This is a genomic window from Fibrivirga algicola (assembly GCF_011742925.1).
In the GTDB taxonomy this organism is placed as follows: Bacteria; Bacteroidota; Bacteroidia; order Cytophagales; family Spirosomataceae; genus Fibrella; species Fibrella algicola.
In genome coordinates this window covers 1-223 of record NZ_WAEL01000053.1, presented here as the reverse complement: position 1 = coordinate 223, position 223 = coordinate 1, and the positions used below count along the sequence as shown (strand labels likewise).

Sequence of the window (223 nt, the reverse complement as noted above, 5' to 3'; positions counted from 1 at the left end):
GCCCGGACTGGCCTCACCCCAATTGAAGTTGATGGTCTGGTCGATACGCGTCATTTTGATCGCTCCTGACAGATCAGTACTGTTGAAGTAGTCCCCTGTCAGCCCCGTTCCCTGACCAGCGCCAACCACGACGACCGGCGTAGTTGCCGCCGTGTACACAAAGGTAACGTTGGTTGTAACCGACAGGCCAGCCACGTTGGTGGCTCGAAGCGTGGCGGTAAAG

The 223-nt window shown here is 57.8% G+C and carries 1 protein-coding gene; it reads right to left on the bottom strand.

Features of this window, described 5'->3' with window-relative positions:
* A partial coding sequence (locus F7231_RS27175) for a PA14 domain-containing protein (protein WP_208295711.1) occupies window positions 1–223 on the bottom strand: 223 nt, incomplete at both ends.